The 23,396-nt window shown below is 30.0% G+C and carries 26 protein-coding genes; 20 read left to right on the forward strand and 6 right to left on the reverse strand.

Annotated elements, in window-relative coordinates:
• Positions 1-20: 20 nt before the first annotated feature.
• A complete protein-coding gene (locus AEBR_RS00480; RefSeq protein WP_129085987.1) occupies positions 21-998 on the reverse strand; it encodes a sensor histidine kinase in 978 nt (325 codons plus the stop codon).
• Positions 999-1,009: 11 nt separating this feature from the next.
• Positions 1,010-2,884, reverse strand: a complete 1,875-nt coding sequence (locus tag AEBR_RS00485) for a methyl-accepting chemotaxis protein (protein WP_129085988.1) — start codon at positions 2,882-2,884, stop codon at positions 1,010-1,012.
• A 212-nt stretch (positions 2,885-3,096) separates the two neighbouring features.
• Here AEBR_RS00485 and AEBR_RS00490 point away from each other — a divergent pair, with 212 nt between their 5' ends.
• The 7 genes from AEBR_RS00490 to AEBR_RS00520 all read left to right on the forward strand — a co-directional run bounded on the left by AEBR_RS00490 (position 3,097) and on the right by AEBR_RS00520 (position 7,433).
• Positions 3,097-3,366: a helix-turn-helix domain-containing protein gene (locus tag AEBR_RS00490; protein ID WP_128980478.1), complete on the forward strand. Its 270-nt coding sequence runs from the start codon at positions 3,097-3,099 to the stop codon at positions 3,364-3,366.
• Between the two features lie 96 nt (positions 3,367-3,462).
• Positions 3,463-3,846 (forward strand): NifB/NifX family molybdenum-iron cluster-binding protein, encoded by a 384-nt coding sequence (locus AEBR_RS00495; RefSeq protein WP_129085989.1) that lies wholly within the window; start codon positions 3,463-3,465, stop codon positions 3,844-3,846.
• Between the two features lie 9 nt (positions 3,847-3,855).
• Entirely contained in the window at positions 3,856-4,236 is a 381-nt protein-coding gene (locus AEBR_RS00500; protein WP_129085990.1) for a 4Fe-4S dicluster domain-containing protein, read from the forward strand.
• Between the two features lie 3 nt (positions 4,237-4,239).
• Entirely contained in the window at positions 4,240-5,211 is a 972-nt protein-coding gene (locus tag AEBR_RS00505; protein ID WP_129085991.1) for a NifU family protein, read from the forward strand.
• The gene (locus AEBR_RS00510; protein ID WP_129085992.1) at positions 5,208-5,564 is read left to right on the forward strand and encodes a NifB/NifX family molybdenum-iron cluster-binding protein; all 357 of its coding nucleotides are present in this window, start codon (positions 5,208-5,210) and stop codon (positions 5,562-5,564) included. Before AEBR_RS00505 ends, AEBR_RS00510 begins: the two co-directional genes overlap by 4 nt.
• 3 nt (positions 5,565-5,567) lie before the next feature.
• Positions 5,568-6,806 (forward strand): FprA family A-type flavoprotein, encoded by a 1,239-nt coding sequence (locus AEBR_RS00515; protein ID WP_129085993.1) that lies wholly within the window; start codon positions 5,568-5,570, stop codon positions 6,804-6,806.
• 348 nt (positions 6,807-7,154) lie between these two features.
• Positions 7,155-7,433, forward strand: coding sequence for a hypothetical protein (locus AEBR_RS00520; protein WP_129085994.1), 279 nt, complete (start codon positions 7,155-7,157; stop codon positions 7,431-7,433).
• Here AEBR_RS00520 and AEBR_RS00525 read toward each other — a convergent pair.
• A complete protein-coding gene (locus tag AEBR_RS00525; protein WP_129085995.1) occupies positions 7,425-7,643 on the reverse strand; it encodes a hypothetical protein in 219 nt (72 codons plus the stop codon). The two genes, AEBR_RS00520 and AEBR_RS00525, sit on opposite strands and share 9 nt — an antisense overlap.
• Before the next feature lie 93 nt (positions 7,644-7,736).
• Between AEBR_RS00525 and nifB the strand changes: the two genes are divergently transcribed.
• The 7 genes from nifB (at position 7,737) to AEBR_RS00560 (ending at position 13,031) form a co-directional block, all read left to right on the forward strand.
• Positions 7,737-9,182, forward strand: a complete 1,446-nt coding sequence (nifB, locus tag AEBR_RS00530; RefSeq protein WP_129085996.1) for a nitrogenase cofactor biosynthesis protein NifB — start codon at positions 7,737-7,739, stop codon at positions 9,180-9,182.
• 129 nt (positions 9,183-9,311) lie between these two features.
• The gene (nifV, locus tag AEBR_RS00535; protein ID WP_129085997.1) at positions 9,312-10,427 is read left to right on the forward strand and encodes a homocitrate synthase; all 1,116 of its coding nucleotides are present in this window, start codon (positions 9,312-9,314) and stop codon (positions 10,425-10,427) included.
• A complete protein-coding gene (locus AEBR_RS00540; protein ID WP_129085998.1) occupies positions 10,409-11,215 on the forward strand; it encodes a hypothetical protein in 807 nt (268 codons plus the stop codon). Before nifV ends, AEBR_RS00540 begins: the two co-directional genes overlap by 19 nt.
• A 15-nt stretch (positions 11,216-11,230) precedes the next feature.
• Complete coding sequence (locus tag AEBR_RS00545; protein ID WP_128980500.1) at positions 11,231-11,440, forward strand: CCE_0567 family metalloprotein; 210 nt, start codon at positions 11,231-11,233, stop codon at positions 11,438-11,440.
• Positions 11,441-11,454: 14 nt separating this feature from the next.
• Positions 11,455-11,712: a hypothetical protein gene (locus tag AEBR_RS00550; RefSeq protein WP_128980502.1), complete on the forward strand. Its 258-nt coding sequence runs from the start codon at positions 11,455-11,457 to the stop codon at positions 11,710-11,712.
• The gene (locus tag AEBR_RS00555) at positions 11,699-12,697 is read left to right on the forward strand and encodes a leucine-rich repeat domain-containing protein (RefSeq protein ID WP_129085999.1); all 999 of its coding nucleotides are present in this window, start codon (positions 11,699-11,701) and stop codon (positions 12,695-12,697) included. Before AEBR_RS00550 ends, AEBR_RS00555 begins: the two co-directional genes overlap by 14 nt.
• A gap of 13 nt (positions 12,698-12,710) precedes the next feature.
• Positions 12,711-13,031, forward strand: a complete 321-nt coding sequence (locus AEBR_RS00560) for a nitrogen fixation protein NifQ (protein WP_129086000.1) — start codon at positions 12,711-12,713, stop codon at positions 13,029-13,031.
• Between the two features lie 6 nt (positions 13,032-13,037).
• Here the strand turns inward: AEBR_RS00560 and AEBR_RS00565 are convergent, their stop codons facing one another.
• Positions 13,038-13,940, reverse strand: a complete 903-nt coding sequence (locus AEBR_RS00565; protein ID WP_129086001.1) for an RluA family pseudouridine synthase — start codon at positions 13,938-13,940, stop codon at positions 13,038-13,040.
• A gap of 137 nt (positions 13,941-14,077) precedes the next feature.
• Between AEBR_RS00565 and purB the strand changes: the two genes are divergently transcribed.
• The 6 genes from purB to AEBR_RS00595 all read left to right on the forward strand — a co-directional run bounded on the left by purB (position 14,078) and on the right by AEBR_RS00595 (position 21,185).
• The gene (purB, locus tag AEBR_RS00570; RefSeq protein ID WP_129086002.1) at positions 14,078-15,406 is read left to right on the forward strand and encodes an adenylosuccinate lyase; all 1,329 of its coding nucleotides are present in this window, start codon (positions 14,078-14,080) and stop codon (positions 15,404-15,406) included.
• 30 nt (positions 15,407-15,436) lie between these two features.
• On the forward strand, positions 15,437-17,821 hold the full coding sequence (locus AEBR_RS00575) for a ribonucleoside-diphosphate reductase subunit alpha (RefSeq protein WP_129086003.1): 2,385 nt from the start codon (positions 15,437-15,439) through the stop codon (positions 17,819-17,821).
• A gap of 73 nt (positions 17,822-17,894) precedes the next feature.
• A complete protein-coding gene (locus tag AEBR_RS00580) occupies positions 17,895-18,914 on the forward strand; it encodes a ribonucleotide-diphosphate reductase subunit beta (RefSeq protein ID WP_129086004.1) in 1,020 nt (339 codons plus the stop codon).
• Between the two features lie 185 nt (positions 18,915-19,099).
• Positions 19,100-19,657, forward strand: coding sequence for a hypothetical protein (locus tag AEBR_RS00585; RefSeq protein WP_129086005.1), 558 nt, complete (start codon positions 19,100-19,102; stop codon positions 19,655-19,657).
• A gap of 356 nt (positions 19,658-20,013) precedes the next feature.
• Positions 20,014-20,649, forward strand: coding sequence for a putative metalloprotease CJM1_0395 family protein (locus AEBR_RS00590; RefSeq protein ID WP_129086006.1), 636 nt, complete (start codon positions 20,014-20,016; stop codon positions 20,647-20,649).
• A gap of 68 nt (positions 20,650-20,717) precedes the next feature.
• Positions 20,718-21,185: a CYTH domain-containing protein gene (locus AEBR_RS00595; protein ID WP_129086007.1), complete on the forward strand. Its 468-nt coding sequence runs from the start codon at positions 20,718-20,720 to the stop codon at positions 21,183-21,185.
• Between the two features lie 2 nt (positions 21,186-21,187).
• Here the strand turns inward: AEBR_RS00595 and AEBR_RS00600 are convergent, their stop codons facing one another.
• On the reverse strand, positions 21,188-22,927 hold the full coding sequence (locus AEBR_RS00600; RefSeq protein WP_172658826.1) for a sensor domain-containing diguanylate cyclase: 1,740 nt from the start codon (positions 22,925-22,927) through the stop codon (positions 21,188-21,190).
• 83 nt (positions 22,928-23,010) lie between these two features.
• Positions 23,011-23,376 (reverse strand): S24 family peptidase, encoded by a 366-nt coding sequence (locus tag AEBR_RS00605; RefSeq protein WP_129086009.1) that lies wholly within the window; start codon positions 23,374-23,376, stop codon positions 23,011-23,013.
• Between the last annotated feature and the right edge of the window lie 20 nt (positions 23,377-23,396).

Raw genomic sequence — 23,396 nt, forward strand, 5'->3', positions numbered from 1 at the left:
ATGTAGTTTACATGCAAAAGTTATTCCAATGGGATTTTTATGGTAAAAACTGCTCCTTTATAATCTAGATTTTCACTATTTTTTGCACTAATATTGCCTTTAAAATGTTCAGAAATAATTTTTTGAGACATATAAAGTCCGATTCCTGTCCCTTGTGAGTGATGTTTTGTTGTAAAGTAAGGATCAAAGATTTTAGATATATTTTCTGTTTTTATCCCCCCTGCATTATCGGAAATAATTATAAAGTAGTTTTTCTTATCTTTATAACTTCTTAGTTTTAGAATATTTTTTGCAGTTGGATTTTTTTTAAACTCCTCTTTTGCATTATTTAAAAGATTTAAAAGCACTTGTGTAAATTCACTTTCAACTCCATATAAAGGAAAATCTTCAATCTCTTTTTCAATAGTTATATTGTATTTATACAGTTGAGTTTTTATAATTTTTAGGGAACTTTCAAGGGCATGACTAATAAAAAACTCCTTTTTAGGAACATTTGGATTATAAAAATTTCTAAAATCCTCAATTGTTTGAGAGAGATATTTTGCACTTGTAACAATCCCTTCAAGATTTTTTAATTCTTGTTTCTCATTTGTTTCTTTTAGCTCTTTTTGTAATTGAATAGCTGTTGCTGCAGTTGTTATTATACTTAAAGGTTGTCTCCATTGATGGGAAATATTACTTAAAAGTTCCCCTATTGTAGCCATTTTTGATTGTTGAAAAAGAAGTGAATCTTTTTTTCTATTTTTTTCTAATTCCTTTTTTAACTCTTTTTTATAGTTTATAAAATAATTTTCTAATATTTTTGAAATAAAATGGGAGGAGAAAAAAATTAAAGCAGTTATTATTAAAAAAATCAAAGAGAGTTTATTAAAATAGAGAGTTAACAACTCTTTTTGATTATAAAATAAAAAAGAGATAATTGAGATATAAAATAAAATAGTTACCATTGAAGGTACAACTTTTATAAAACATAAAACTCTTTTTTCTTGAATCTTCATCTATCTTCCCTTTAAAAAGTTTCCCATTGACCATCTTCTTCCACTACTATTTCAGGCTTTTTAATAGTTGATTTTTTAACCTTTTCTTCTCTTTTTTTAGGTATCTCTATTGTATCTTTTCCTTCAAATTCTTTTTCATCTGCATTTTTTACTATCACATCAGCAATATTTAAAGTATCAGTAGCTATCTCTTTGGCCTTTGCAGCAACTCCTGCATTTACTTGAGTTTGTTGATCTAATTGATTTACAGCATCATTAATTTGTTCAATCCCTGTTAGTTGTTCTTTTGAAGTCTCTTCAACATTTTTAATTAATTCAGAAGTTTTTATTATGTTTTCATTTAATACATGGTAACCAGAGATCATATCATTTGCAATATTTTTACCTAAATTTGCTTTTTCTGTAGCTATTAATACTAAATCTTTAATCTCTTTAGCAGCTTCGGCGCTTCTTGAAGCCAGATTTCTAACCTCTTGTGCAACAACAGCAAAACCTTTTCCCGCTTCCCCAGCAGTTGCAGCTTCAACAGCAGCATTAAGTGAAAGGATATTTGTTTGAAATGCAATTTGATCAATTACAGAGATTGCTTCATTTATTGCAGTTACTTGTTCATTTATCTCATCCATAGCAATTGTAGTTTGGTTTGCAAGATTTTCTCCTGAATTAGCAGATTCTTTTAATTGACTTGCAAAATTTGACATTTGAATTATATTTTGAGTGTTATTTGAAATATTACTAGTTATTTGTTCCAATGCTGCTGCAGTTTCTTCTAATGATGCAGCTGCTTCATGGGAAGAATCACTTAAAGAGTGCACATTATTTAAAAGCTCTTTTGCACTTCCTTGTAAAATTAATCCATTTTTTTTATTTTCTACCAACATCCCATTGATAATATTTGCTAAATGGTTTAATCCTGATGAAGTTTTACCTACATTATCCCCTATTCTATGTCTAAAATCTAAATTTGCATACATTTTTAAAGCATTTTGAATATCATTTATATTTGAGCAAATATTTAAAGCCATAATGTCAATCATCTCATTAAAAATCTTTTTCAATTCTTCTAAGTTTTCATTATGGGTACTTTTTTCTATTTTCTTATGTAGATATCCATTTTTTACTTCACTAACAATATTTTTAACATTTTCTATTAAGATACCATCAGCATTTATCTCTTTTTCTGCATCTCGTATATTTTGATTTATTATTTTTGCCATTTGGGCAAACTCATCTTTACCCTTTTCATTTAGATATGAAGATGATTTTGTTTTTCTATTTAGAAAATCAAAAAATGATAAAAGACCCTCTTTAAAACTATTTAACGCTTTTATTATATTAATAGAAATAGCAATGGTTACCAATATAAAAAGTATAGTTGAACATAATACTATTGTGATTAAAGCCCAATGTAAAGAGCTAAGTGCTTCCTCTTTTAGTTTGATTGCACTTTCATTTATAAAATTTATATCTTTTTCAATTTTTGAAATAAATTCAAGCATTTTTTTCATTTTATCTTCTTCTCTTGAAGTTAAGGAATCAAGAGAGTTTATATAATTTTGAATATTTTCTGCAATCTCATCACAAATTTCTCTATTTTTAGCCATTGTTAAGGTCTCTTTAAATGCCAATATTTCCTCTTTTAATGAAGTAAAACTTTTTTGTGCTAATTCCTTTTTCTCTGAAGAGGGGCTTTCTACAAATTGGTAAACTTTGATTCTACTTTTTAATAAACCTTGACTTAACTCTTTTGTGGTAACGGCAGCTTCGTTTCTACTTTCTGATAGGGAACTATAATAAAAATAGATAAAACCAGAAAAGAGTATAATTAATAGATACATAATAGGGAATATAAATAGTTTCCCTTTCATAGATAAATTATTTAACATATATTTTCTCCTTATGTCAAATACATAAAAGTACATAAAATATGTACAAACAAACTTATTAAAGTATTAAGATAGATTAATAAATCAGCGAAATATGATTCTTTCTTGATTTTTGAATCAAAATAGTCTATAGGATATTTGCCTATGGATATTTGAAATAAAATTTTACATGATTTATTATTATTATAAACTTAACCTATAGGATATTAACCATGTTTACATCAAATGTTGATGATGAAGAGATACAAAAATTTTATAAGGAGGTTTCTAATACCGTAAAAGCGTTAAGAATTGAAAATAAAATGAGCCAATTAGAATTGGCATTAACAATTGGTCAAAGGGGTAATGCTTTTTTTAATTATGCTGAAAATAATACAAAAAACAAACATTTTAATCTTGAACATTTATATAAAATATCAAAAGCTTTAGGGATTAGTCTATCTCAATTTTTTGAATTAGTTGAAAAGCAGAATAATAGCTAAAAATTTTTTATAACTTGTCTTTGGATTAAAAATAAAAAATATTTTATGGAATACTTTTTGCATATTGTTTTATGAATTTAAAAAAAGGGGTATTAAATGTTAGCGATACCATTGGATAAAAACGATTCAACTACAATATCAGATCTATTTGGAAATGCTCCATATTTTGCTTTACTTGATATAAAAACCAATAAGTATAAAGTTGAAAAAAATAGTGGCTGTGGAAATGGCTTAGAGACAGCATCTTTTGTTAAAAATAGTGGTGCAAATGCAACAATATTTTTTCATATGGGAGATGGGGTATTTAAAAACTTTTATGAAAACAATATCAAGGTATATTGTGTGGAGAAAAAATATCTAACAATTGAAGAGATATCTAAAAAAGTTGCAGAAAAAAGTTTAGCTGTGGTTACAAAAGAGAATGCAAAAGCATTACTTGATTCAGGAACTGCAACTTGTAGATGTGAGTGTAATGATTAAGGATATAAAATGGCTGTGATTATAACTGATGAGTGTATAAACTGTGATTCATGTGTTGAAGAGTGTCCAGCAATGGCAATTGTTAGTGCAGATGATTCTCCACTTGATGAACCAGAATTTACATATGTAAAACCAGAGAAGTGTATTGAGTGCGTTGACTGCTCAGTTCCTAAATGTTTTGATGTATGCCCTACTCCAGGAGCAATAGCTTGGGATATGCCATATACGCAAGAGTATGATGATTATTATATGGAGAGAAATGGTGAAGGTATTTACAATATTAGAGTGCATAAGTCTAAAGGTGTATTTTCACCAGCTAATCAACCAAGACCATATAGGGATTCAATCTCTATAGAAGATAGAGTAGAACACAAAGCATTGGAATTTTAATTAATGCAAAAAGATTTAGAGTATTACTTATCACTAAGTTACCCTTTTGAGTGTTATAGTGGTGAGCATGAACTAGGAGATGCCTTTTTAGTTCAATTTCTAGATTTTGATGTAAAAGCAGCCAGCGATGATTATGATGAGGCAGTAGAGTTGGCCCATGAGTATTTGGCTCAATATATAGCAAATGAATTAAAAGCTGGAAGAGAACTTCCAAATCCAGGTGAAGGGATGGGATTTATGAAACATAGAGAAGCATTAGCCGCATATAAAAGCAGAGATTATGAGACTGCATACACTATTTGGCAAGAAGAGGCAAAAACAAAAAATGACCAAGCTATGGCAAATTTGGGGATAATGTACCTAAAAGGCGAGGGAGTTTCAAAAGATTATGCAAAAGCAAAAGAGTGGTTTGATGAGGCAAGTAAATATGATAATGATTCAGCAAATTTCAATTTAGCTTTAATGTACCAAACAAAAATTGGTGTTGAAGAGGATATGGAAAAAGCTAAAGATTATTTCAGACGAGCAGTTAGAAAAAACCATACTCAAGCAGCATTTAGATTAGCACTTATTTTACTTCAAGATAGAAATAACCTTGAGGGTGTAAAAGAGGGATTTAACTGTATGCTTAAAGCTGCAAAAAATGGTCATGCAATGGCAAATATTCAATTAACAGGAATCGATAAACCTTTACGCGAAGATTGTGAATTAAATGACTACTTTAGAGCTCAGTCAAAAGAGAAACAGCTTGAAATTATAAATGATGCTTTAGATAGATATATTAAACCTATTTTATTAAAAGATGGCGGAAATGTAGTTTTAGTTGATTTTATAAATGAGCCAGAGTTGGAATTAAGACTTGCATATCAAGGGGCATGTGTTGGGTGTTCAATCGCTTCAACAGGTACTTATACAATGATATCAGAGACTATGCAAAAAGTTATTGATTCAAAAATTAGGATATTTATACTATGAAAATTGCATTTGCTTCAAAGGATAATATTTATGTTAATGAGCACTTTGGTTGGTGTAAAGAGTTTCATATTTATGAAATAAAAGGGGACTCTTTTTTATATCTTAAATCAGTTGACTCTTCAATTGAGATTGATGATGAGATAGATAAACTAACTTACAAAATTGAGTGTATTGAAGAGTGTGATATTTTATATGTACAACAAATAGGGCCAAAGGCTTCTATGATGGTAAAATCTGCACAAGTTTTTCCTATGCAAGCAAGTAAAGAGGGTGAAAAAATTGAGGATGTGTTAAATAAATTAATACAAATGCAAGAAAACCCTCCAATTTGGATGAGAAGGTTAATAGCATAAAAGATGAATAATACAGATCCAATTGAAATAGCACCAAATATATTTTTTATAGGGGTTTTTGATCCAGATATTAGAACCTTTGATATCATAATGAAGACTGCAAATGGTTCTTCATATAATGCATACTTGATTAAAACTTCTGAGGGTGTGATAATTGTTGATACTGTTAAATTAGAGTTTCAAGAGCAATTTTTCAAAAAAATTGAGAAACTCTGCTCTTATGACGAAATCAAATATGTAATTTGTCATCATTTAGAGCCAGACCATGCAGGTGCAATTCCTGAATTAATGGAGAGAGCTTCTAACGCAAAAGTTCTAATCTCTCCACAAGCAACAGCAATGCTTAAAGCAATCACCCATAAAGAGAATATAGATTTTGAAACAGTTTGGACAAACAAAAGTCTAAAACTTGGAAATAAAACAATTACATTTTTGACAACACCTTATCTTCATTGGCCTGAGACTATGAGTTCATATATTGTTGAAGATAAACTTCTTTTTTCTGGTGATGTTTTTGGAAGCCACTACTATGATAAAAGAGTTTTTGATGATTTAGTTGGTGACTTTTTTTACGCTTTTAAATATTACTATGATCATATAATGAGACCTTTTAAAACCTATGCTCTAAATGCTATAAAACTATATGACAAATTGGAGATTGACATTATTGCAACATTGCATGGTCCAATTTTAAGAGATAATCCACAAAAGTATATCAATTATTACAGAAAGTGGAGTCAACCAAATCAAAAGGTTATCTCAAATGGGGAGAAAATCTTATCAATTTTCTATCTAACAAGCTATAAAAATACAAAAGATATGGCTGAGGCAATCTATGAAGGGGCAGATAGTGTTGAGGGAATAGTTGCAAATGTTTATGATTTGGCATCAATTGAAGAGTCAAATATGATAAATATACTTGAAGAGAGTGATGGAATATTAATAGGTACTCCAACAATCAATGCAGATGCTCCAAAACCCGTTTGGGATCTACTTTCTTGTATGATGCTTTTGGAAAAAAGAGGAAAAGTTGGTGGTGCTTTTGGAAGTTATGGTTGGAGTGGAGAGGCTGTTGATATGATAATTCATAGACTAAAATCACTAAATTTTAGGGTACCACCACTACAATATATGAAAATTAAACTGATTCCTACAAAAGAGGAACTAAAAGATTGTTACAACTATGGAGTTGAGATAGCTGAAGTTTTAAATGGGAAAATGATAGAATTAACTATGAATTAGAGTTAATTAGTGATGAGTATAAAATTGCAGTAATCTTTGACTAAAACTAAAATGTACTTATACTCATCACCAATTGACTTTTTTGTAAGTTAAGTAGCTAAAAATCTTCAAAATAACATTTTGCTCCAACAATTCTAACAAAATCAATTTTTTTAAAAATATTTAATCCTATTTAAAATAAAGATTTAAATAAAATTTAATTTTATAAATAGTAAAGTATAACCTAACTAATTATTTTATAATCTTATCAAAAAGTTATTGGATAGCTTATTTTTAGGATTTTTTTGTAATTTATTGAAAATAAATATTTTTTTATATTTATAATCTTATTTTATGAAAGGTTAGAGTATGGAAAAGATAAAAGTAATAGACTCAAAACTAATAGAACATAAAAATGAAACTTATATATATAGACTTTTAACAGAATTTAATGAGATGATTTTAAAAATATCTGAAAATGATATAGAAAAAGAGTCTCTTATTAAATATATAAAGTGTCCCTTTTATTTGATATTAAATAAGAGTGTAGATAAAACTATAGATGAGAATGATTATTTTGAGGTATCCACCTGTGAATCAACAATTGATTTGGAGTGTAAGAGTACCTGCCAAGTCAACTTAAGATAATTCACAAAGTCCTGATACCTTATATACCACATCTTTTAGCTCATTTAACTTTTTTACAATAGCGTCATCACATGGTTTATCAAGGGTAAATCTAGTATCCATAAAATCATATATATTATCAATATTTGAGAAGACCTCTTTTAGAAGTTGTTCTTTTATTTTGTCCTGAACTGTCATTTTGCTTCCTCCAACTTTTCTATTAATATGCATTTTCTATTCCGATATTTTATCCTTTTTTTCAATGGAACGCTAAATGCATAAGTTCTAACAAATAAAAAAAGCCTAGCTTATAAAGGAGATACTATGAGCTGTTCTTGTACATCAAGTAGTACGCATGATAGTTTAGAGCAAGAGGTGATGGATAAAATAAATAACCATCCATGCTATAGTGAAGGTGCACACCAACACTATGCAAGAATTCACGTTGCAGTTGCACCGGCATGTAATATACAATGTCACTACTGTAATAGAAAATTTGACTGTTCTAATGAGAGTAGACCAGGTGTTACATCTGCAAAACTTAGCCCAGAAGATGCGGTAAAAAAAGTACTTTATGTTGGTGGTGAAATTCAACAACTCTCTGTTGTTGGTATTGCAGGACCTGGGGATGCTTTAGCAAATCCTGCAAAAACTTTTGAAACTTTTAGACTTTTACAAGAGAAAGCTCCTGATTTAAAACTTTGTCTATCTACAAATGGTTTAAGACTTCCCGAGTTTATTGACGAAATTGTAAAATATAATGTTGACCATGTAACTGTTACAATTAACTCAGTTGACCAAAGTGGAGAAATAGGTTCTAAAATCTACCCTTGGGTACATTGGAATCACAAAAAAGTATTTGGAGCACAGGGTGCAAAAATTCTTTTAGAGCAACAACTAAAAGGTATTAAAATGCTTGTTGAAAGAGGTATTTTAGTAAAAGCTAACTCTGTACTTATTCCTGGAGTTAATGATAAAGAGCTACCAAATGTTGCTAAAAAACTAAAAGAGCTAAATGTATTTTTACATAATATTATGCCTCTTCTATCAAAAGAGGAGTTTGGTACTTATTATGGATTAAATGGGCAAAGAAGTGCAAGTGACCAAGAGGTTATGGAAGCACAAGAGGCTTGTGGTATGGATATGAAACTAATGAGCCACTGTAGACAATGTAGAGCTGATGCAGTTGGTCTTATTGGTGAAGATAGAGGGGATGAATTTACTCCTGATTTGTTTAAAACTATGACTTGGCAAGCTTTAGAAGATAAATATGATATGCCTTCTCGTGCCAAAAAACATGAAATTATTGAAAACTGGAGAGCTGCACTAGAAGCGGCTAATGACAGAATTAAAATTGAGCAAGCTTCTAAAGAGCAATTAAGTTCAACAGGAGAGACAAAACTTGTAGCAGTTACAACAGCAGGTGAGGGAACTATTAACTTACACTTTGGTAGTGCAACAGAGTTCCTTATTTATGAAGTTGGTGACAAGGCTATCAAATTTGTAATGCATAGAAAAGTTGAAAATGCATATTGTAAAGGACCAGAAGATTGTGATGGTTCATATCCAATAGAAGAGATTAAACAGACTTTAAAAGATGTTGATTTACTTCTTACAGAAAAAATTGGAGATTGTCCTCAAGGTGAGTTAAAATCTATTAACTTAATCTCTGATGATTCATATGCATTACAACCAATTGAAAAATCTGTATTTGAAGCAGCAAAAAAATACTTCTTTGCAGATGTTCAAGTAGAAAAAGAGTTAGGGTAAACCTATCTCTTTTTACTTATATTGTGACCTTTTAGGATAATTTAGAAAAATCTGTTTTAATAAAATTTAAATCAAATCTAAGGGAATAGTTTTTGCATCTATATCTTTAATTCAACTAAAGGTAAATAGATGTTACTTATAAATGATACAACACTAAGAGATGGAGAACAAGCTCCATATGTAGCATTTAACACTCAAGAAAAACTAAATATTGCCCAAAAGCTTTATGAAGTGGGTGCTGATGAATTGGAAGTTGGAATCCCAGCAATGGGGAAAAAAGAACAAGATGATTTAAAAGAGATTTTAAATCTAAATTTACCTATTAGAATAATGAGTTGGAACAGGGCAACCTTAAAAGATTTAGAGGCCTCTTTAAATTGTGGGTTAAAAGCAGTTGATTTATCTATTCCTGTATCAGATATATTAATTGATGTAAAGTTTAAAGGGGATAAAAATAGACTTTTAAAACAACTAGAAGAAGTTGTTTTAGAAGCAAAAAAAGAGAACTTATTTGTCTGCATTGGGGGAGAAGACTCAAGTAGAGCTGATTTAGGTTTTCTAAAAGAGCTTATGGTTTTGGGAAAATCTATAGGTGCAGATAGATTTAGGTATTGTGATACTGTAGGGATTTTAACTCCACATAAAACCTACGAAAATATTAAAGAGTTAAGCTCTTTAAATCTTCTAGATATAGAGATGCATACTCACAATGACTTTGGAATGGCAACTGCTAATGCCATTGCAGGGTTTGAAGCGGGTGCATATAGTTGTAATACTACAGTAATTGGTTTGGGAGAGAGAGCAGGAAATGCCTCTTTTGAACAAGTTCTTATGAGTTTGGCTAGACTTTTTAATAAAGATGTAAAAATCAACTCAAAAAAACTTAAATCACTAATCCAAACTGTTAGTCAAGCATCAAATAGAAGAATTGATACAAACCTTCCAATAGTTGGTGAGTATATCTTTTCACACGAATCAGGTATTCATGTAAATGGAATGATGAAGTCAAAATCTTCATATGAACCTTTTACACCAAAAGAAGTTGGACTAAAAAGATGTTTCCCTATTGGAAAACACTCTGGTACTTCAACTTTGCTTTATCATTTAAGAAACATTGGAATAGAGCCAGACAAAGAGGTTTTAGAGGCTATTTTACCTATTGTTAGAGAGATAGTCACAAATAGAAAAAGAGTACTAGATACTCAAGAATTAAAAGAGTTATACTTATGTTCGTTGGATATTTAAGAAATGATTTTGAAGAGGATATTCAAAATATCCTTGATAGTGACAATCTTTTTGAACTAGAGCTTTTAAAACAGACCTATAAAGCTTTCCCTCAATACTGCTTTGCCGCTTATGAAGAGGGAAAAGTTGTAGGAGTTATTAGTGCCTATGAGTTTCAAAAACATATATTTATAAATGTAATTAATGTAATGAAAGCACATGAAGAGATTTTAACAAGACTTCTAAAGCTTTTAATACAAAATACAAGCAGTATGAATATTTTTGTACTAATTGATAATAAACAAAAACATTTTGTTGAGGCTTTTAATTTTAAAATGCACTCTTATTTTTATAGATTTATTCACAGTGGAGAAGCAGTTCCTTTTAACTTTTCAAACTCTATTGCTAAACAAGTTAGTGGAGAAGATTATGAGAATGTCTCAAAAAGAATAGATAAAGAGGTTTTTCTTGATAACAGAGAAGAGTATATATCAAAAGATTGTGTCTTCTCTAACTCTTTGAAACTTTCAACAGAGACAGGATTTTTACACTCTTATGTGGTAAATAAAAGATATATTCGAATCTCTCCTTGGCTAATGCAAAGTGAGTCATTTTTGGATGCAGAGAAACTTCTAAGAGGAGTTCTTTATTATAGAGGACTAAAAAAGATATTTGGTTTTGCTCCAAAAGATATTAATGAGATAGTTGAACTTTATGAGAGTTACAAGTTTAAAAAAGATGGAACTTATGCCCTTATGTATTTAGGTGAAATGCCAAATTTAAAACTTGAAAATCTATATGCAATTTAACAAAAAGGAGAGCTAATGTCAGAATTAACAGAAGATCAAAAAGAGATGAAAAAAGAGTTAGCAAAATACAAAAGAAAAGTTGTTGAGCTAGCTGGTGTTGTTCATGATATTGTTGAGGATACTATTTGGACTGAGTATACAAAACTTCCACAACTTAGTGAACAAATTGTTGCTGCAATGAAAGATGTTAATGATTTCAAAGCAGAACATCCATATTTAAGTTAATACAGAAGAGCTAAATGGAAGATTTAAAAAATAAAAGAATCTGTGAATGTGGTGAAAAGACCATTGAAGAAGCAGTTGAAATATTTAAAAATACTGATCTTCCATATAAAAAAGCAAAAAAACTTGTAACAGGTTGCAACAAAACCTGTTGTAGAAAACCTTTAATGGCTCTATACAATATGGTTGATTTTGGATATATCGATTATGAAGAGATATCTTTTTTAATAGATGCAATGAATGACAGGTTAAAGGATGACGATGGTAAGCAATGAGATTGATGATTTTATAAGATGGGTTAAATCAGCAGGTTTAACTGCAACCATATCAACACATATTGATGATATTAATATGATGACACATTTGGATCTCTCTAAAAAGAAAATTAGAGAGTTACCTGAATCATTTGGAGTATTGAAGAATTTGACAGTTTTAAAACTTTCAAATAATAGATTGAAAAAGTTACCTTCATCAATTGGGGAATTAAAAAAACTAAAAAATTTTCAATGTGAAAACAACCTTTTAGAAGAGATCCCTTCATCAATTGGAAATCTTTCTAAACTGATGATTTTAAATCTAAATGGGAATAGAATAGAGTCTTTACCAGAAGAGCTTTATAAATTAAAAGCTCTTACAAGATTGACTCTTGCAGCAAATAAAATAAAAGAGATATCACCCTCTTTAGGAGAGTTGACAAAACTTCTTTATCTCTCTTTAGATACAAATGAATTAGAGAGTTTACCCGATGCATTTTCAAATATGCAATCTTTATATTATTTGGATTTGTCGTTTAACAAATTAAATTATCTTCCAAAATCAATCTCTAAAATCGAGGAGTTGGAAACACTTCTTTTGGAAGGAAACAGGTTGAAAAACCTTCCTTCTTTGGAATCACATGATATGTTGATAAAACTTGATTTAAGTGAGAATTCACTTGATTCTTTGGATTTTAATATAAGTAAGTTGGAGGATTTAAAGATATTTATTTTGGATAATAACTCTTTAAAGGTTTTACCAAATGAGATATGTAGTCTAAAAAAACTTACAAACTTAAGTGTTAGTTCAAACGAGTTAATTGCTCTTCCAGAGCAAATAGGTGCTCTGCAAAATCTTGAAGAGCTTGATGTTGAGGACAATAATATAGAAAAATTACCTCAATCTATATCAACACTTAAAAATCTAAAAAACCTTTACCTTGATGGGAATAATAACCTATCAAGACCAGAAGGTTTAGATTTAGAATTTTGTGATGTGGATTAAGAAAGGAGATACAATGAGTGATTTAGAAATTATGGAAGTTGAAGTATTAACGCTTCTTCAAACAAATGCAAATGATGACTATGCTAAAAATACCCTAGCTCCTTGGATAGCTAAAACTTCGCTAAGAATGGGGCATCTTTATTCAGATTTAGGATTAATTAGCAGAAAAGAGATGGGTAGACTTATGACAAATAACTTTACTACTTTGGCTAAATTAAAACCAAAAGATATAAGATGGAAAAAGTTTATCTATGATTCTATTGGAAAAACAGCACCAGCATGTGCAACTTGCAAAGATATTACAAACTGTTTTCAATGCTCATTGGCTTCTTAAGAGCTTTTAAGCATTGAACTCTTTGTAGATATCTTTATTTTTAGAGTATATTTTATATATAACACTTTTATATGTAAACTCTAAATAGTTTGCTTGAAGCCAGAGTCTATTTGAACCTGAAGTTGCAAATCTTTGCTCTTCACTTAGGGTTTTTGTTAGATACTCTTCTGCTGTTTCATCATCAATACCATATATGGGATCACCTAAGATGGTGTGTCCTATTGAGTCTAAATGAACTCTTATTTGGTGTTGTCTGCCTGTTATTGGAATAACTTCCAAAAGAGTTAAATCTCTGTTTTTATTGTATTTAAGTGGTTTTATATAGGTTATTGAACTCTTCCCTTCATTTTTTTGGCAAGTTGTCATTCTAACTCCAATAGCTTCACCCTCTTTTTTTAAATTTTTATCAACTGTTAACTCTTCTTGGATTTTTCCTCTTACAATTGCTAAATATGATTTTTTATACTCTTTTTTTTCAAACATTGTTGCAAGAGCATTTGTAACTTTGTCATTAAGTCCTACGAGTACCAAGCCAGAAGTCTCTGCATCTATTCTATGGGCTTGATTCGCTTTCTCTCCTAAATGGTATCTTATCTCATCTAAAAGGCTATACTCTGTACTTTTTGAGATAGGATGAATCATTAAATTTGAAGGCTTGTCAAAAATTGCAAAATCTTCAAAAATCAAAAGAGGTTTTAATCCCCTTGTATGCCCCTCAAATAGTGCTATATATAGAGATTCTTCAGAAACTATTTCTGACATTTCATAGGATTGATTTTTAGAGTTGAAAACTCTTCCTCTACTTATTAAACGGTTTGATTGACGGGGGTTTAAGCCTAAATCTTGCATAAGAACAAGTTGTATTTTTTTGCCCTTTTGGACAATAAATTTTTTTAAAATAAATGGCACTCTTTTTCCTGAAATTTAGTTAAAAAGCAATCAAAAATTAAACAAAATCTTTGGCTAGTTTGGATAGGATATCATACTTAAAATTTAGAAAAAATTTCATAAAAAACACTCAAATATTGATTACAAGGGAATAGTAGATGGTTGAAAGATATGCCAGAGAAGAGATGAGTTCAAAGTGGACACAAGAAGCAAGATATGCAGCATGGCTTGAAGTTGAAAAAGCAGCTGTAAAGGCTTGGAACAAACTTGGACTTATCCCAGATGAGGATTGTGAAAAGATAGTAAAAAACGCTACTTTTTCAGTGGAAAGAATAGAAGAGATAGAGGCAATAACAAAACACGATTTAATTGCATTTAACACAAGTGTATCAGAATCTCTTGGAGAAGAATCAAGATGGTTTCACTATGGACTGACCTCTTCAGATGCTGTTGATACAGGTGTTGCACTTCAAATGAGAGACTCATTAAAAATCATTATTGATGATGTTAAGATGTTAATGGAGTCAATTGAGAAAAGAGCGCAAGAGCACAAATATACACTTATGGTAGGAAGAAGCCATGGAATTCATGGAGAGCCAATAACTTTTGGACTTACTCTTGCTGTTTGGTATGATGAGGTATCAAGACACCTTAAAAACCTTGAAGAGACTATGGAGGTTATAAGTGTGGGTCAAATCTCTGGAGCTATGGGTAACTTTGCACACGCACCTTTAGAACTTGAAGAGTATGCGATGGCAGAATTAGGTCTTAAACCTGAACCTTGTTCAAACCAAGTTATCCATAGAGACAGATATGCAAGACTTGCAACAGCTTTGGCTTTGTTGGCTTCTTCTGTTGAAAAATTTGCAATTCAAGTAAGACACTTACAAAGAACAGAAGTTTATGAAGCAGAAGAGTATTTTGCAAAGGGACAAAAAGGATCTTCTGCTATGCCTCATAAAAGAAATCCAATTTTAACTGAAAATATCACAGGGCTGGCAAGAATGATTAGAGCCTATGCAATCCCAGCAATGGAAAATGTTGCATTATGGCACGAAAGAGATATCTCTCACTCTTCAACTGAGAGATTTTGGTTACCAGATGCATTTATTACAGCAGATTTTATGCTCCACAGAATGAACAGTGTAATTGCTAACCTAACAGTTATGCCTGAAAATATGATGAAAAATTTAAACTTAACTGGTGGTTTAGTTTTCTCTCAGCGTGTTTTACTAGAATTACCAAAAGCTGGCGTAAGCAGAGAAGATGCTTATAAAATTGTTCAAAGAAACGCAATGAAGGTGTGGGAAGAGATTCAACATGGTAAACCCACAACAAACGAACAAGGTGAATCTTTATACCTTGGACACTTATTATCAGATGAGGAGTTAAGAAGTAAACTCTCGGAAGAACAAATTAGAGAGTGTTTTAATTACGAATACTATACTAAAAATGTAGATGCAATTTTTAAAAGAGTATTCAAATAAATAAAAAATTTTAGATTATAAGGCAACAATATGGCAATAATGATTGAAAAACGAAACGGAAGAAAAGAGATTCTTGATATAACGAAAATCCAAAAGATGACAATAGCTGCAACTGATGGATTAGATGGAGTATCTCAAAGTGAGTTAGAGTTAGACGCGCAGATTAAATTTATTGATGGTATGAGTTCTTCTGATATTCAAGATGCGTTGATAAAAACAGCTGTTGAAAAAATTGATATTGATGTTCCAAACTGGACTTTTGTAGCTGCAAGACTTTTTTTATTTGACCTTTACCATAGAGTTGGAAAATCTACACATGGTATAAAAGGTGAACCTTATTGCCATTTAAAAGATTATTTAAAATATGGAAAAGAGGCAGGAAGAATTATTCCAAGTCTAGGAGAGGGTTATGATTTAGATGATTTAAATGATTATATTGACCCTTCAAGAGATTTCTTGTTTAACTACTTAGGTATTAAAACACTATATGATAGATATTTAATTAAAAATAGAAAAGCACAACCAATAGAGTTACCACAACAGATGTTTATGGCAATTGCTATGTTTTTAGCACAACATGAAGAGAACAGACAAGAAAAAGCAAAAGAGTTTTATGATGTTGTATCAAAATTTGAGGTTATGCTTGCAACTCCAACTTTAAGTAATGCAAGAACAAATAGACACCAACTAAGCTCTTGTTATATTGGGTCAAGCCCAGATAATATTGAAGGTATTTTTGATGGTTACAAAGAGATGGCATTATTATCTAAATATGGTGGTGGTATTGGTTGGGATTGGAACCAAATAAGAGCTTTAGGTGGAGTTATTGACGACCATAAAAGTGCAGCGGGTGGAACAATTCCATTTTTGAAAATCACAAATGATATTGCAATTGCTGTTGACCAACTAGGAACAAGAAAGGGTGCAATTGCTGTATATGTAGAACCATGGCATATGGATATCTCTGATTTTGTTGATTTAAAGAAAAACTCAGGGGAAGAGAGAAGAAGAACTCACGATCTGTTCCCAGCTCTTTGGATTCCAGATTTGTTTATGGAGAGAATTGTAGAGGACTCTTATTGGACACTATTTGATCCATATGAAGTAAAAGATTTATCAGAACTTTATGGGGATGCTTTTAAAGCGAAATATCAAGAGTATGAAAGAGATGAAAATGTTACAAAAGAGAGAGTAAAAGCAAAAGATTTATGGAAAAAGATTTTAACTTCATATTTTGAGTCAGGTTCTCCATTCCTTTGTTTTAAAGATAATGCAAATAGAGCAAATCCTAACTCTCATGTGGGACATATTAGAAGCTCAAATCTTTGTACAGAGATTTTCCAAAATACAAACCCTAACCACTATAAAATCAAATTAGAGTTTGAAGATGGAACAATAAAAACCTATGAAGAGCAAGATATTATTGTTGTTGATGGTGGGCAAAAGAAAAAAGCAAACAAAGTTACAGCTTTAGACTCTATTGATGGCAAAAGAGTATTTATTGTTGAAAAAGAGAAAATTGATGGAGATACAGCAGTTTGTAACCTAGCTTCAATAAACCTTGGAAGAGTAAATACAAAAGAGGATTTAGAAAGAGTTGTTCCAACAGCTATTAGAATGCTTGATAATGTAATTGACCTTAACTTCTATCCATTAAGAAAAGTAAAAGCAACAAACCTAAAATCAAGAAGTATTGGTCTTGGTGTTATGGGTGAATCTCAAATGTTAGCAGAGAATAAACTTGTTTGGGGAAGTAATGACCACCTAAAAAGAATTGATTCTATTATGGAGACAATCTCTTTTAATGCAATTAAAGCTTCATCTGAATTAGCAGTTGAAAAAGGGATTTATCCAACATTCCAAGACTCAAACTGGTCAAAAGGTATTATGCCTCATGATCACTCTCCACAAGCAGTTAATGCTCTTGTAGAAAAAGATCTATTTGATTCAGGGTATGATTGGGATGCTCTAAGAGAAAAAGTTAAAAAAGATGGTATGAGAAACGGTTATTTAATGGCAATTGCTCCAACTTCATCTATCTCTATTTTAGTGGGAACTACTCAAGCTATTGAGCCGGTATACAAAAGAAAATGGTATGAAGAGAACTTATCAGGACTTATTCCTGTAGTTGTTCCAAATCTATCTCCAGAGACTTGGACTTATTATACTCCTGCTTATGAAGTAGATCAATTAGATATTATAAGAGCAGCAGCTATTAGACAAAAGTGGATAGATCAAGGACAAAGTACAAATATTTTTATGTCTTTAGATAAAGCAAGTGGAAAATATCTCCATGAAATCTATACATTAGCTTGGAAATTAGGACTTAAATCTACTTATTATCTAAGAAGTCAATCTCCTGAAGCAGCAAATGATGTGGAAGATAGAAGTATGGAGTGTTCAGGTTGTCAATAAGACAACCTGCTATTCTTCTCTAAAAATAGCAAAAAATTCGAATAATATATAAAAAATTAAAGAGGTTAACCCTATGTCAAGAAAAACAATATACAATCCAGACTCAAAAGAGACCTTAGGCGAAAGAAGAATCTTCGGGGGAAATCCTGATGGTATGATTAACTTTACTAGAATGAAATATCAATGGGCTTTAAATCTTTGGGATATGATGGAAGCAAATACTTGGTTCCCAAGAGAAGTTCAGATGACCGGAGATGCAAAAGATTATAAGTATCTAACAAAAGCTGAAAAGAGAATGTATGATTTAGTTCTTTCTCAATTGATTTTTATGGATTCACTACAAACAAATAACTTGATGGATAACATTAACCCATATATTACAGTTCCTGAGATAAATGCTTGTCTTTCAAGACAATCTTACGAAGAGGCAAACCATTCAAAATCTTATGCAGTAATGGTTGAGTCAATCTCTGATAATACAGATGAAATCTATGATATGTGGAAAAATGATACTAAATTAAGAGAAAAAAATAACTACATCGCAGCAGTTTATGAAAATTTAGCTGGTGATATTACAGATGAGAAGATAGTTTTAGCTATGTTTGCAAATCAGATTTTAGAAGGTTTATATTTTTATGCAGGTTTTGCAGCAATCTATGCTTTAGGAAAATCAGGGAAAATGCTTGGTTCTTCACAAATGATTAGATTTATCCAAAGGGATGAAGTAACACACCTATTACTTTTCCAAAATATGATTAACTCAACTAAAAAAGAGAGACCAGAACTATTTACAAAAGATTTAGAAGAGAAAGTAAGAGCTATGTTTAGAAAAGCTGTGGACTTAGAAGCTTCTTGGGGTGCATATATTACTCAAGGACAAATTCTAGGGTTTACAGATGCTATTATTAGACAATATATTGAGTATCTAGCAGATAGAAGACTTGAAGCTGTTGGATATGCTCCTATGTATAATGTTAAGCACCCTATCCCATGGGTTGATGGGTATGCTTCTTTTAATGATCAAAGAACTAATTTCTTTGAAGGGAATGTAGTTAATTACTCAAAAGGGTCAATCAACTTCGACGACTTCTAGGCAAAAAGAGTTTTATTTATAGCTCTTTTTTGAAATTTCTGCGTTATCGTGGAAATTTCATTAGTCATTTACTACAGTAAACTCCTAACAAAAATTCCTCTCTAGCCTTGAACTTCCTAAAAAATAACTATCACTAAAACTCTTTTTGATATAATTAATTAAATTATCTAATATTTGGACATTTAATGAGTGAAACATTTGACAGTACAGTTTTTTTTGAAAAAGAGTATGAAAAAGAATTAAAAGTTAAAGAAGATATTAACAATAATATTACCAATATATTAACTATGTTAGCATTTAATTTGACAATATTTAGTTATTTAATAATTAATATGCCTTTACTAGAAATTAGAAATTATGATGATACTATTGCTTTTATTGTTGTATATCTATTTGGTTGGTGTTTTATAATTTATTCTTTAAATATCTTTATTCATTTTTATAATTATTATTCCGATAATTGTTTATATAAGAAAATCCCTTATTCTGACAAGTTAAATGAATATTTTAAAAGTCTAGAGGAATATGAAGAAAAAGAAAAATATATCAATGAATATTTATTAAGTTTTTATATTGATGCCTCTACATGGAATTCAAAGATTAATGAATATAGAAGTGATTTACAATACAAGATACGAAAATTATTGTTTATAAATTTTATTATATTAATAATTATTTTTATAGCTTATTATGTTATAATGAACGGAGAATTAAATATTTATACAATTAAAATAAAGGAATAAAATGGCATCTGATAAAAAAACTCCACCACCGCCACCGCCACCAAGATATGTAAGAGATGGAGCTATAAAAAAACCTTCTGTACCTCCAAAAGGTAAATAAGGTATTATATCCCAGACTTTGTTGAAGCTCTACCTTCAACAATTTGTCTGGTGGCTTTTTGTATTACTTTTTGCCACCAAAAAGTGATAGAAGCGCAACTCTTTGCAAAAGAGTGCATGAGAGAATAAAAGCTTTAGCTTTTAGCAAAAGATACCAAATAGATATATTCAATAACTTTTAATCCCAACATTAAAAAATTAAACTAAAAACTCACACCATTAAAACTTTTAATTTTTCTTATTATAAAGTTAATATTATGGAAATAGGAAACAACACTTCACTCTACGGCTATAATGTCGATTACTTTTCACGGGCAAATTTCCAAGAGCAAGCTGTATCTAATTCTAAAGGGGTACAACAAGATACAAGAGGTGTTGAAAATAATGAGTCCTCTTCCCAAACCAATAACAAACAAAATCAAAATCAAACAGGGCAAGATACAACAAAGTTATCAAATGAACAGCAAGTTCAACTTGCCAAATTAAAAGTTGTAGATGCACAAGTTCGTGCCCATGAAGCAGCACATCAAAGTGGTCCAGCTGCTGTTGGTGGTGCATCTTTTACTTATACAAAAGGTCCTGATGGCATTATGTATGCCATAGGAGGAGAAGTTCCTGTTCAAATTGAAACAAGTTCTGATCCCCAAGAGACAATATCAAATTTACAAGGTGTTATTGCAACTGCTTTAGCTCCTGCTGATCCAAGTCCCCAAGATATATCTATTGCTTCAAAAGCTAGAGTTTTGATGATGAAAGCTCAACAAGAACTTACCCAAGAGTTTAATGACAAAAAAACAGATTCTGATACATATGTAAAAAATGCCCTTGATCAATATGAACAAAATAGTAATAGCAGTGATTCCAAAGATGAACCACTAGAAATTACTGCATAGTAAAACTTTTTATATCTTATCTAATCAAAATATTTGTAAAATTTAGTATCAAAATAAAAAGAGAATATATGGCATTAGAGATAGAGAGAAAATTTTTAGTAGATATGAGTAAATTGAGTAATCTTCCCTTTGGCATAGATATAAAGCAAGGTTACATTAAAACTATTGATAATAGTGTTGTTAGAGTTAGAATAAAAGGCAATAAAGGCTTTTTAACAATAAAAGGTAAAAACAGTGGGGCAAGTAGGTTAGAGTTTGAATATGAGATACCATATGATGATGCAAATGAAATGTTAGAAAAACTCTGCTCTAAACCAATTATTGATAAAACTAGATATGAGATAAGATATGAAAATCATCTTTGGGAGTTAGATGTTTTTTATGGAGACAATGAAGGTTTAGTTGTTGCCGAGATTGAACTTGAAAATGAAGAAGAACAATTTGCTTTACCACCTTGGGTTACTAAAGAGGTTACAGAAGATATTAGATATTTTAACAATCAGCTTATGGAAAATCCATATAAAAACTGGAAATAGATTCAATAACAAACTCTATTTCTTCCCGCTCTTTTAGCCTCATAGAGCTTTTTATCTGCTTTAACTAGTAATGCATCAAATTTTGTTTCATTTTCTAAGGATACAACTCCACAGCTAACTGTAAAATTGATATTAAGCCTATTGTCTTCTATTTGTAGTTGTTCGGTCTCTTTTCTTATTTTTTCTGCAATATTATAGGCATCTTTTAGTTTTGTAGTTGGTAGTAATATTGCAAACTCTTCCCCACCTATTCTTGCAGCTATATCTGATTTTCTTCTTTTCTCTTTTAAAAGTTTTGCAAAGGTTTTTATAACTTCATCCCCAATTTTATGTCCATAGGTATCATTTATATTTTTAAATTTATCTAAATCAAAAAGTAGAAGGCTAATTTCTGTTTTTTCTCTTTTTGTTAAACTTATTAGTTTATCACTTATCTCAAAAAGTGCCCTTCTATTGTATAGATCAGATAAATAGTCTTTATTTGCCAATATTTCGAATCTTTTTTTAGATTCTTCTAATTCTTGTGTTCTTTTTTTTACTTTTATCTCTAACTCATCTTTTGCTTTTTCGATGATTATAATTTTTTCTTCTTCGAGAAGTTTTATTCTATAAGCAAGGGCAAGGGAGAAAAGAATCATCTCAATAAATGAACCCACAATTATCCCATGCCTTGATAATAAACTATACTCTAAAAAACCAAAAGAGGAGAAAGAAAAAAGTGTCGCCATAGATAAAAAAGAGCCTTGTGCTATTAGATAAAATATTGCTATTTTATTACCTTTTATATAACTTTTGTATCCCACATAAATAAGAAGTGGTAAAATAAAAGATGTTGTGGCATTCATAATTAATATGGCAGGTTTAAAATTTAATATTGACCAAAATGTCAATATTAAATAAAAAAATCCAATAAAATTTAGAAGAAAATAAAATCTTTTAGATATAGATTTTATATCCAATATAGAATTTGTAAAAAAACACAAAAATGCAACTAATGCTGGGATACTAGCTCCTATAAGATAATAAAAGTTAGCATCTAAAAATCTATTAAAGGGATAAAGTCCACTCATTGACGTTTGCCAAATGATAAATGATATGGAGTAGAGTACATAATATATATATGATTTATCCCTTGTATAAAAAAATATCATTAAATTATATAAAGCCAAAGAGAGTAGGGATCCAATTAAAAAGGCATAAATAGTTTTATAATTGTGTTCAAAAGTATCCATTGAAGTTTTATCCATAAGTTGAAAAGAGTTAAACATTGGATATAAAGAGCTAATTTTTATATAAATAGTTTTAGTTTCATCTTTCTCAAGCTCAACTTTGATATAGGCTCGTTCTAACTTATTTGATAAATTTTTTTCAAAATATCCTACACCAGCCTTTTTATGTTTTATTACAATATTATTTGAGAGAATATAAAAATCTATCTTATCTAAAATGCTTTCTGTCATCTTTAAATAAGGTTCAATCTTTTGTGTACTTTTATTTGTTATTGATAGTTTATACCAAAAATTTGAGTTAGTAAATCCATTACTTATATTGTTATTTGTAATTTTGAAACCATCTATTGCTTTTATATCTTCAATAGATAATTTATTGGTTTTATCTTCATATACAAAGATTTTAAAATTTTCTATTTTCTCGTTGTTTTTAATTATTATTGAGGGTTCTGCAAAGAGTGTGGTTAAAAATATGATAGAAAAAAATAGTGATTTAATCAAAATATTACTCAAAATAGTTATAGATTGCATATTTTATCAAAAAACAATTCAAGGAAAGTTAACAATTCAAAAATATTGTATAAAAGAGGAGTTTATTACAAATTTGTAAAGCTTATTAGAACTTTTGCTGCAACATAAACTTCATTTTCTTTGTAAATCAAATGTGAAAAATCTTTATTTATTGAAGTAAATGTTTTATTTTTTTGAATATATTTTTTAACCCACATTTTATTTTCATAATATACTAGATAAACAGCTTCATCTATAAGAGTCTTTTGCGAAAGATCCGCCACAATTACGCCTTTATGATTAATAACTGGTTCCATAGATTTACCATCAACCATCAAAGCAAAAAGTGATTTTTCATTAAATTCACTTTTTATTAAATGTTTTGAGAAACTTAGCTTTTTTACTTTGTTATCATCAAATATATCTGTATATTCTAAATTTATATTTTCCATATTTTAGTTTATCTAGCTAT

The sequence above is a fragment of the Halarcobacter ebronensis genome (assembly GCF_013201825.1).
GTDB classification, from domain to species: Bacteria; Campylobacterota; Campylobacteria; order Campylobacterales; family Arcobacteraceae; genus Halarcobacter; species Halarcobacter ebronensis.

Bases quoted from the DNA above. Each gene is read 5' to 3' on its own strand.
- AEBR_RS00480 (WP_129085987.1), bottom strand. From the start codon at position 998: ATGAAGATTCAAGAAAAAAGAGTTTTATGTTTTATAAAAGTTGTACCT.
- AEBR_RS00485 (WP_129085988.1), bottom strand. From the start codon at position 2,884: ATGTTAAATAATTTATCTATGAAAGGGAAACTATTTATATTCCCTATT.
- AEBR_RS00490 (WP_128980478.1), top strand. From the start codon at position 3,097: ATGTTTACATCAAATGTTGATGATGAAGAGATACAAAAATTTTATAAG.
- AEBR_RS00495 (WP_129085989.1), top strand. From the start codon at position 3,463: ATGTTAGCGATACCATTGGATAAAAACGATTCAACTACAATATCAGAT.
- AEBR_RS00500 (WP_129085990.1), top strand. From the start codon at position 3,856: ATGGCTGTGATTATAACTGATGAGTGTATAAACTGTGATTCATGTGTT.
- AEBR_RS00505 (WP_129085991.1), top strand. From the start codon at position 4,240: ATGCAAAAAGATTTAGAGTATTACTTATCACTAAGTTACCCTTTTGAG.
- AEBR_RS00510 (WP_129085992.1), top strand. From the start codon at position 5,208: ATGAAAATTGCATTTGCTTCAAAGGATAATATTTATGTTAATGAGCAC.
- AEBR_RS00515 (WP_129085993.1), top strand. From the start codon at position 5,568: ATGAATAATACAGATCCAATTGAAATAGCACCAAATATATTTTTTATA.
- AEBR_RS00520 (WP_129085994.1), top strand. From the start codon at position 7,155: ATGGAAAAGATAAAAGTAATAGACTCAAAACTAATAGAACATAAAAAT.
- AEBR_RS00525 (WP_129085995.1), bottom strand. From the start codon at position 7,643: ATGCATATTAATAGAAAAGTTGGAGGAAGCAAAATGACAGTTCAGGAC.
- nifB (WP_129085996.1), top strand. From the start codon at position 7,737: ATGAGCTGTTCTTGTACATCAAGTAGTACGCATGATAGTTTAGAGCAA.
- nifV (WP_129085997.1), top strand. From the start codon at position 9,312: ATGTTACTTATAAATGATACAACACTAAGAGATGGAGAACAAGCTCCA.
- AEBR_RS00540 (WP_129085998.1), top strand. From the start codon at position 10,409: ATGTTCGTTGGATATTTAAGAAATGATTTTGAAGAGGATATTCAAAAT.
- AEBR_RS00545 (WP_128980500.1), top strand. From the start codon at position 11,231: ATGTCAGAATTAACAGAAGATCAAAAAGAGATGAAAAAAGAGTTAGCA.
- AEBR_RS00550 (WP_128980502.1), top strand. From the start codon at position 11,455: ATGGAAGATTTAAAAAATAAAAGAATCTGTGAATGTGGTGAAAAGACC.
- AEBR_RS00555 (WP_129085999.1), top strand. From the start codon at position 11,699: ATGGTAAGCAATGAGATTGATGATTTTATAAGATGGGTTAAATCAGCA.
- AEBR_RS00560 (WP_129086000.1), top strand. From the start codon at position 12,711: ATGAGTGATTTAGAAATTATGGAAGTTGAAGTATTAACGCTTCTTCAA.
- purB (WP_129086002.1), top strand. From the start codon at position 14,078: ATGGTTGAAAGATATGCCAGAGAAGAGATGAGTTCAAAGTGGACACAA.
- AEBR_RS00575 (WP_129086003.1), top strand. From the start codon at position 15,437: ATGGCAATAATGATTGAAAAACGAAACGGAAGAAAAGAGATTCTTGAT.
- AEBR_RS00580 (WP_129086004.1), top strand. From the start codon at position 17,895: ATGTCAAGAAAAACAATATACAATCCAGACTCAAAAGAGACCTTAGGC.
- AEBR_RS00585 (WP_129086005.1), top strand. From the start codon at position 19,100: ATGAGTGAAACATTTGACAGTACAGTTTTTTTTGAAAAAGAGTATGAA.
- AEBR_RS00590 (WP_129086006.1), top strand. From the start codon at position 20,014: ATGGAAATAGGAAACAACACTTCACTCTACGGCTATAATGTCGATTAC.
- AEBR_RS00595 (WP_129086007.1), top strand. From the start codon at position 20,718: ATGGCATTAGAGATAGAGAGAAAATTTTTAGTAGATATGAGTAAATTG.
- AEBR_RS00605 (WP_129086009.1), bottom strand. From the start codon at position 23,376: ATGGAAAATATAAATTTAGAATATACAGATATATTTGATGATAACAAA.